This window comes from Sphingomonas sp. (assembly GCF_042091075.1).
Classification (GTDB): domain Bacteria; phylum Pseudomonadota; class Alphaproteobacteria; order Sphingomonadales; family Sphingomonadaceae; genus Sphingomonas.
The window spans coordinates 1-8220 of sequence record NZ_JBELIE010000148.1 but is presented as its reverse complement, the minus strand read 5'-3'; the positions used below and the strand labels follow the sequence as shown (position 1 = coordinate 8220).

The window sequence follows — 8220 nt, the reverse complement described above, 5'->3', positions numbered from 1 at the left end:
CAAGCGCGCGGAAAGGAACTACGGAAGCGCCGCCCGGGGCCCGGCGGCGCGCGGCAATGGCTATTCGCGCCGGCGCGAAGCGAAGAGCGGCGCGATCGGCGCCACGGTCAGGGCATTCCACAATCCCCGGGCCGCGCTGGTGACCAGCGCGGCGAGCGGCTGCACCGGCCGGGCGGCGATTCTCCGCGCGGTCACCTCGGAGGCGACCTGCGCCTGCTGCGCGACCGCGTGCGCGACCTGCGGCTGCCGCGCGCTCGCCCCCATGCCGGACAGGGCCGACAGCAGCGCCGAAAGAAGCAACAGCAGGTTCATCGCGTGGAGACATAGGATGCCCTCGCGCCCACGTCCACCGCCGGATGCGCGACCGGCCGGTGCTCGCCGGCGCGATACGGCCAGGATCCGTGCGGTCACGCGCCCTGCCCCCTTTGCCTGCCGTGCCATGGCGGCTATGCGGCGCGCATGTCGACGCCCAGCCACGCGGTATCGCCGCTCGCCATTCCTTTCCCCGTCATGCCCGCGATCGCAGGCGTCACCGTGCGGGTAGCGCGCGCGCGTTACAAGGAGTGGGACCGCTGCGACCTGACCTTCGCCGAATTCACCCCTGGCACCACGGTCGCGGGCGTGACGACGCAATCGAAATGCCCTTCGCCGGAGGTGGAATGGTGTCGCGACGCGCTGGTGCTGGGGCAGGCGCGAGCGCTGATCGTCAACGCGGGTAATTCGAACGCCTTCACCGGCCATCGCGGTCGTGCGGCGGTGGAAGCGCTGGCGGCGCGCGCTGCCATGCGTCTTGGCTGCCAGCCGTCAGACGTGTTCGTCGCCTCCACCGGGGTGATCGGCGTCCCGCTTCCGGTCGACAAGGCCGAGGCCGGGCTCGACGCCGCCTTTGTCGCGCCAGTCGCCGACTGGCGTGATGCCGCCGCGACGATCGGCACCACCGATACCTTCGAGAAAGGCGCGACCGCGACCGCGATAGTGGATGGCCGCACGATCACGATCGCCGCGATCATCAAGGGAAGCGGCATGATCGCGCCGGATATGGCGACGATGCTGGGCTTCATTTTCACCGACGCGGCGGTTTCCGCCCCGTTCCTGCAATCGGCGCTGTCGGCGGCGAACAGGCGCACCTTCTCCTGCATCACGGTGGATAGCGACACCTCGACCAGCGATACGGTGCTGGCCTTCGCCACCGGAGCGGCAGGCAATATGGCGCTGGTCGACGACGATAGCGCTGGCGCCGACGCCTTCCGCGCGGCGCTCGACGATGTCTGCCGCCAGCTCGCGCTGCTCGTCGTGCGTGACGGCGAAGGCGCGTCGAAACAGATCGCGATCACGGTCGAGGGTGCGGAAAGTGACGCTTCCGCGCATCGCATCGCCCTGTCGATCGCCAATTCACCGCTGGTGAAGACGGCGATCGCGGGGGAAGACGCCAATTGGGGTCGCGTGGTGATGGCGGTCGGCAAGGCCGGGGAGCCTGCCGATCGCGACCGCCTGTCGATCCGCTTCGGCGCCACCCAGGTGGCAGAGCGCGGACTGGCCGTGGAGGGCTATGACGAGGCGCCGGTGGCCGAGCATCTGAAAGGCCAGGAGGTGGACATCGGGGTCGATCTCGGGATCGGCGAAGGCCGGGCAACGGTGTGGACGTGCGACCTGACGCACGGCTATATTTCCATCAACGCCGACTACCGTAGTTGATGCCATGACGCGGCATCCGCTCCACGGCCCGGTCGATGCGCTGATCCGCCGCGTCGCGCGCGACGTGGTGATGGCGCATTTCCGCAATCTGTCGGCCGAGGATGTGGTCGAGAAGGAAGCCGACGATCTCGTCACCGTGGCCGACCGTGAGGCGGAGCGGCGGTTGACCGCCGGGCTGGCCGCGCTCGATCCCGACGCGCGAATCGTCGGCGAAGAAGCGACCGCGAGCGACGCATCCCTGCTCGACGGGCTCGATAAAGGGCGTATCTGGCTGATCGATCCGATCGACGGCACGAACAATTACGCGCATGGCCGCTCGCCGTTCGCGATCATGCTGGCGCTGTTGGAGGACGGTGACACCGTTGCCGCATGGATCTACGACCCCGTGCTCGATCGCCTGTGTAGCGCGGTGCGCGGGGGCGGCGCCTGGATCGACGGACGCCGCATGACCGTGGCAGCGCGCGATCCCTTGGCATCGCTACGCGCGGCGATCAGCCTGCACTTCATGGACGATGCCGCACGCGAGGAAACCGCCAGGCGAACCCGTGACCGGATGGAAATCGTCGCGACGCCCCGCTGCGCGGGCGAGCAATATCCGCAACTGGTGCTGGGGCAGGCCGATGTCGCGCTGTTCCAGCGCGTGCTGCCCTGGGATCATGCCGCCGGCGCGCTGTTCCTGGCGGAGGCGGGCGGCGTTTGCCGACGTGCCGACGGATCCTGCTACCGCGTGGCAGACCACCGCCCGATCATGCTCGCCGCCACCACCGATGCGATCTGGCGGCAGGCGGCGGCGATCCTGTTCGACTGACCAGCGAAAAAGGGGGGCCGCGCGTCCGGCGGCCCCGCTATGGTTAGTCCAGCTCGGCTTCGAGCCAGGCCTTGATCTCGCCCTTCGGCCCGGCGCCGATCTTGGTGGCGGCAGGTGCGCCGCCCTTGAACAGGATCATCGTCGGGATACCGCGCACGCCATATTGACCCGGAGCATCGGGATTCTCGTCGATGTTCAGCTTCGCGATCGTCACCTGGTCGCCATATTCGTCGGACAGTTCCTCAAGGCTGGGCCCGATCATCTTGCATGGCCCGCACCATTCCGCCCAGAAATCCACCAGCACCGGCTTTTCGGCATCGAGTACGTCGCTCTGGAAGCTGTCGTCGGTGATCTTCATCGTGGCCATGGTTTACTCCTTCGACTGTGTAGCTAGGGCGCCGGCGCTGCGTGCTCAACCGTCGACCGACAAGCTTTGCTCCGCCGCCGCGAAGCGCACCTTGGCCGCCGCGATCTGCCCCTCGGTCAGGACGATCAACGTCGGGCCGGCGGTGTAGAGCAACGCCGCTTCGACCCGCGCGCCCGGCACGATGGCCTCCAGCGCGCCGTGATAGGCCGCCATCTGTGCGAGGTGATAGGCGGGCACCTCCGTGGCATCGCGCGGCACCTGACGCCCGGTCTTATAGTCGATCACGCGGATCACGCCGTCCGCGATCAGCACGCGATCGATCGTCCCGGCGACGACCCGGCCGTTGGGCAAGGTCGCACTGACCGGCACCTCCGCCAGCGCCTGCGGCCCGAACAGATCGGCGAAGCGCGCATCCTCCAGCACGGCGAGGACCGGATCGATCACTGCCGCCACGTCGGCGACGCCGCGCGCGCGCAACCACAGGTCCGCCGCGGCGCGGCGCTGATCGGACGCCAAGGGCGGCAGCCGTTCGAACAGGGCGTGCATCAACTTTCCGCGCTCGGCGGCGAGCTGCATCGCCGGGCCGGGCGGCGGCGGATCGGCCACTTCATCCGCCCCGATCGCCGACGGCGCCAACGGGCGCGGCGGATAGACCGGGCGCGGTGCAGCCTGGCGCGCCCAATCGGGCAAGTCGGGATGCGCCGGCTGCCCTTCCCCCGCCCGCGGGCGCGCCGTCACCGCGCCGGCGGGGCGATGGCCGACAAAGAGCCGCTCGCCATCGTCGCCGGCGGGTGGAACGCCCAGCGCATCGAAGGTACGGCACGCGGCGGCATACCAGCTCGCCTCGGGCGGAATACCGTTCCATTTCGCGCTCAGCGACCCGGCGATCACCAGCCGTTCCTCGGCGCGCGTCGCTGCGACATAGAACAATCGCCAATGCTCCTCCCGCTCCCGCCGCTCGACCTCGGTCAGCGCTTCGTCGATCGCGCCCGCGCGCTCCTCCTTGCGGGGCCGGAACACCGGGATCGGCCGCTCCAGTCCATCGGGAGTCCACATCAGCGTGGAGCGCGGGCTGGCGTCGGGATCGGAGGTGGCATCCGCCAGGATCACCAATGGTGCCTGCAGCCCCTTCGACCCGTGCGCGGTCATCACGCGGACGGCATCAAGCGGCGCGGCGGCATCGCGGACGATCTCCACCTCGTCGCGTTCGAACCAATCGAGGAAGCGTTGCAGCGAGAGCGTCGTGTTGGTTTCGAACTCCAGCGCCGCGTTGAGCAATTCCTCGATCGGATCGCGCGCCTCCTCGCCGAGCCGCGCCAGCAACCTGCGCCGCCCGTCGAGCGGGCCAGAAAGGATCATTTCCAGGAAACGATAGGGCGTGTCGAAATCGGCGCCGGCGAGCAACGCCTCCAAGGGCGCGACCTCGTCGGCGTGATGCCGCGTCAGATGGCGCCACAGCGGGCCGTGCCGCGTGCCGCTGTCGCGCTCCACCGCGCGCATCATCAATTCGTCCTGGCTCCAACCGATCAGCGGCGAGACGAGCAGACTGGCCAGCGACAGATCATCCTCCGGCTGAAGCACGAAGCGGATCACCGCAAGCAGGTCCTGCACCGCCAAAGGTGCCGATAGCCTCAGCCGATCCACCCCGGCGACGGGGACACCTTCGGCGTACAGGCGCGCGACCAGCAGTTGCGCCAGCTCACCACGTCGCTTGACGAGGATCATCACGTCTTCGGGGCGGAGTGCGCGGCCCTTGCTCTCCAGCATCAGCCCCCCCTGCTCCGCCGGACGAAGCCATTGCCGTACCGCGCGCGCGATGCGTGTCGCATTGGCACGCACGGCATCGTCCACCCAGCCCTCCTCGCCTCCGTCCTCCGCCTCGGTCGCGCCGGTGGCGATCGGCGGCCACAGCGCCACCGCACCCGGCCCCGCCACCTGGCTGGCGTGCAGCGGGATATCGTCGGCGGCGCCCAGCCCCGACGCGCCGACCGTCGTGATCGCGGCGTCGACGAATTCCAGCACCGGCGCGGTCGAGCGAAAGGAATCGGTCAGCGACAGGCGCTCGAAGGGCAGTCCGCGCTCATCATCCGGCATCGCATCATCGCCGACCACCTCCGCCGCCTTGCGACGGAAATGTTCCTCCGCCGCCAGAAAAGTCAGCGGATTGGTTCCCTGGAAGCCGAAGATCGCCTGCTTGAAATCCCCGACCGTGAACAACGTCCGCACCGAGGGCGCATAGACCCCGCGACCGACGAAATATTCGTCCACCAGCGCGCGGATGATCGTCCATTGCGCGATATTGGTGTCCTGCGCCTCATCGACCAGCACATGTTCGGTGATCTGGTCCAGCTTGTAGCGGATCCAGTCGCCGATCCCTTCCTGCTGCAACAGCTTGACCGCCGCGCCGATCAGATCATCGAAATCGACCGCCCCGCTGCGCCGCTTCGCGGCGACATAGCCGCGCGCATAGTCGCGCCCCACCTCCAGCGCGGCACCCAGCCGATCGGCGTAGGCGGCGCGGATACGGAGCGACAGCAGATCGGCGCACGCCCCCCCCAATTCCGCCGCCAGGTCCTCGAAATTGGGCTCGATCGCAATCAGTTTCGCCGACGCCTTGCGAGGCTCCCCCTTGGCGGTGCGGACGACGCCGATCAGATCGGGCAGCATCGCCACGCGGGCGGCGTGATCCGCTGCCAGCCAACGGGCGATCGTCTCGGCGAAACCTGTTCCCGTCGACGTACCCCAGCCACGATGCGCCGCACCGATCCGCGCAACCATCACCTCGTCGATCGCCGCGCAACCCGCCGCGATCACCTCATCCACGTCGCCCAGCGGCACGCCCAGCTGCGCGCGGATGAACGGCGCGATCCCCGCCGGCAGCGCGTCGAGCGCCTCGCCCGCGCGGGCGCAGTCGGCCAGATATTGTTCCGCGCCCTGCTCGCCGAGCCGAACGCTGAGCTGGCCGATCGCGTCGACCGGCGTGACGCGCCCTTCGCGCTCGGCATCGACCAGCAGATCCGACAGGGCCTGCCGTCGCAACAGCGCCTCCTCGCGCGGCTCGATCGGGCGAAAGCCGGGCACCAGCCCCGCCTCCATCGGGAAAGCGGCCAGCAGGCTTTGGCAGAAACCATGGATCGTCTGGATGCGCAGCCCGCCGCCCGGCGCATCCAGCACACGCGCAAACAAGGTGCGCGCGCGCGCGATCAACGCCGCGGTCGGACGCTCGCCGAGCGAAACCAGATCGCGCGCCAATTCCGTATCCGGCATGCGCACCCAGGCCGCGAGCTGGCGATTGACCCGCGCCGCCATCTCCGCCGCGCCCGCCTTGGTGAACGTCAGGCACAGGATCGCGCCGGGCGCGACATCGCGCAGCAACAGCCGGAACACCCGCGCTGCGAGCACCTGCGTCTTGCCCGTACCCGCCGAGGCGGACAGCCAGACATGCGCTTCCGGGCGGCTGGCACGCAGCTGCTCGCCCTTCAGCGCGGGTAGAGGGGTGACGGGTCGCTGGCTCATACCCGACGACCTGACACGATCCGCCGGGTCAGACCAGCCGGCTCTGCTTCACCGCGGCCGCGATGAAGCTCGCGAACAAGGGATGCGGATCAAACGGCTTGCTCTTCAGCTCGGGATGGAATTGCACCCCCACGAACCACGGATGATCGGGCCGCTCGACGATTTCCGGCAGCATGCCGTCGGGGGACAGACCGGAGAACACCAGGCCCCCGGCTTCCAGCCGCTCGCGATAGGCGGTGTTGACTTCGTAACGGTGCCGGTGACGCTCGGAAATCTCGGTATTGCCATAGATCGACGCGACGACGCTGTTGCCGCTGAGCTGCGCGGGATAGGCGCCCAGCCGCATCGTGCCACCCAGATCGCCATCGGCGGCGCGCGTTTCCAGGCCGCTCTCCGTCATCCATTCCGTGATCAGCCCGACGACGGGTTCCTCGGTCGGGCCGAATTCGGTGGACGAGGCCTGGGTGATCCCGGCGAGATCGCGCGCGCCCTCGATGCACGCCATCTGCATCCCGAAACAGATGCCGAAATAGGGCACTCGCCGCTGCCGGGCGAAACGGACGCTCGCGATCTTCCCCTCCGCGCCACGCGAACCGAACGCGCCGGGGACGAGGATCGCGTGGAGCGGCTCCAGATGCGCGGCGATTTCCGCGTCGTCGCCTTCGAACAGTTCCGCGTCGATCCAGCGGATGTTCACCTTGACGCGATTGGCGATGCCGCCGTGGACGAGCGCCTCGTTGAGCGACTTATACGCATCCTGCAGGCCGACATATTTGCCGACCACGCCGATCGTCACCTCCCCTTCGGGGTGCATGAGGCGATCGACGATTTCTTCCCAGCGCGACAGGTCGGGCGGCGACGACGGCGTTATGCCGAATGCGCGCAGCACTTCCGAATCAAGGCCTTCGCCGTGATATTGCAGCGGGACCGCATAGATGCTCTTCGCGTCCAGCGCCGGGATCACCGCGCTTTCGGGCACGTTGCAGAACAGCGCGATCTTCGCGCGCTCGGTTTCCGGCAGCGGCTTTTCGCAGCGGCACACCAGAATGTCCGGCTGCACCCCCAGCGCGGCCAGCTCACGAACGGAATGCTGCGTCGGCTTGGTCTTCAGCTCGCCCGCCGCCGCGATATACGGCACCAGCGTGACGTGGATGCTGATCGCATTGCCCCGGCCGACTTCGTTCTTCAGCTGGCGGATCGACTCGATGAACGGAAGCGACTCGATATCGCCGACGGTGCCGCCGATCTCGCACAGCACGAAGTCCAGATCGTCCGTCTCGGCGCGCGCGAACGCCTTGATCGCATCGGTGACGTGCGGGATCACCTGCACCGTCGCGCCCAGATAATCGCCGCGCCGCTCACGCTCGATGATCGTCTTGTAGATGCGGCCGGACGTCACATTGTCCGACTGCCGACTGGCGACCCCGGTAAAGCGCTCATAATGGCCGAGGTCCAGGTCGGTCTCGGCCCCGTCATCGGTGACATAGACTTCGCCATGCTGATACGGACTCATCGTGCCGGGATCGACATTCAGATACGGATCGAACTTGCGGATGCGTACACGATAACCGCGCGTCTGCAGGAGCGCGGCGAGGCTCGCCGCCATAAGACCCTTGCCAAGCGAGGAAACCACGCCGCCGGTGATGAAGATATACCGCGCCATGGGAGAAGACGCCTAACCTTTAGATACGAGCGAAGGCAAGCGCGCAGGCACGCTGCGCGCGACGAAACGACGATGTGGGAACGATCAACCCGCGAGCGGGACGCCGTTGTCCGCCGGGGCGGTGGCCGGCGCGGCGGCGTTGCCGCCCTGTCCGGGCAATACCGGCGCGTC

6 protein-coding genes are annotated in these 8220 nt (G+C 68.3%); 2 read left to right on the top strand and 4 right to left on the bottom strand.

Annotation, left to right across the window (positions count from 1 at the left end; translation table 11 throughout):
* Positions 1-60: 60 nt before the first annotated feature.
* Positions 61-312, bottom strand: a complete 252-nt coding sequence (locus ACFDSW_RS13295; protein ID WP_375250764.1) for a hypothetical protein — start codon at positions 310-312, stop codon at positions 61-63.
* A 147-nt stretch (positions 313-459) separates the two neighbouring features.
* Between ACFDSW_RS13295 and argJ the strand changes: the two genes are divergently transcribed.
* Both argJ and ACFDSW_RS13285 read left to right on the top strand, forming a co-directional pair.
* Entirely contained in the window at positions 460-1695 is a 1236-nt protein-coding gene (argJ, locus tag ACFDSW_RS13290; protein ID WP_375250763.1) for a bifunctional glutamate N-acetyltransferase/amino-acid acetyltransferase ArgJ, read from the top strand.
* A gap of 4 nt (positions 1696-1699) precedes the next feature.
* The gene (locus ACFDSW_RS13285) at positions 1700-2503 is read left to right on the top strand and encodes an inositol monophosphatase family protein (protein WP_375250762.1); all 804 of its coding nucleotides are present in this window, start codon (positions 1700-1702) and stop codon (positions 2501-2503) included.
* Positions 2504-2546: 43 nt separating this feature from the next.
* Here ACFDSW_RS13285 and trxA read toward each other — a convergent pair whose 3' ends face one another.
* The 3 genes from trxA to ACFDSW_RS13270 are packed head-to-tail and all read right to left on the bottom strand — an operon-like array spanning position 2547 to position 8049.
* Positions 2547-2870 carry a thioredoxin TrxA gene (trxA, locus tag ACFDSW_RS13280; protein ID WP_375250761.1) on the bottom strand — a complete coding sequence of 108 codons (324 nt, stop codon included), beginning with the start codon at positions 2868-2870 and terminating at the stop codon, positions 2547-2549.
* A 45-nt stretch (positions 2871-2915) separates the two neighbouring features.
* Positions 2916-6386, bottom strand: a complete 3471-nt coding sequence (gene addA, locus ACFDSW_RS13275) for a double-strand break repair helicase AddA (RefSeq protein WP_375250760.1) — start codon at positions 6384-6386, stop codon at positions 2916-2918.
* Between the two features lie 28 nt (positions 6387-6414).
* The gene (locus ACFDSW_RS13270) at positions 6415-8049 is read right to left on the bottom strand and encodes a CTP synthase (RefSeq protein WP_375250759.1); all 1635 of its coding nucleotides are present in this window, start codon (positions 8047-8049) and stop codon (positions 6415-6417) included.
* Positions 8050-8220: the final 171 nt, after the last annotated feature.

What these genes read in the sequence shown, in the direction of transcription:
- ACFDSW_RS13295 (WP_375250764.1), bottom strand. Translation starts at nt 312, where the DNA reads ATGAACCTGCTGTTGCTTCTTTCGGCGCTGCTGTCGGCCCTGTCCGGC.
- argJ (WP_375250763.1), top strand. Translation starts at nt 460, where the DNA reads ATGTCGACGCCCAGCCACGCGGTATCGCCGCTCGCCATTCCTTTCCCC.
- ACFDSW_RS13285 (WP_375250762.1), top strand. Translation starts at nt 1,700, where the DNA reads ATGACGCGGCATCCGCTCCACGGCCCGGTCGATGCGCTGATCCGCCGC.
- trxA (WP_375250761.1), bottom strand. Translation starts at nt 2,870, where the DNA reads ATGGCCACGATGAAGATCACCGACGACAGCTTCCAGAGCGACGTACTC.
- addA (WP_375250760.1), bottom strand. Translation starts at nt 6,386, where the DNA reads ATGAGCCAGCGACCCGTCACCCCTCTACCCGCGCTGAAGGGCGAGCAG.
- ACFDSW_RS13270 (WP_375250759.1), bottom strand. Translation starts at nt 8,049, where the DNA reads ATGGCGCGGTATATCTTCATCACCGGCGGCGTGGTTTCCTCGCTTGGC.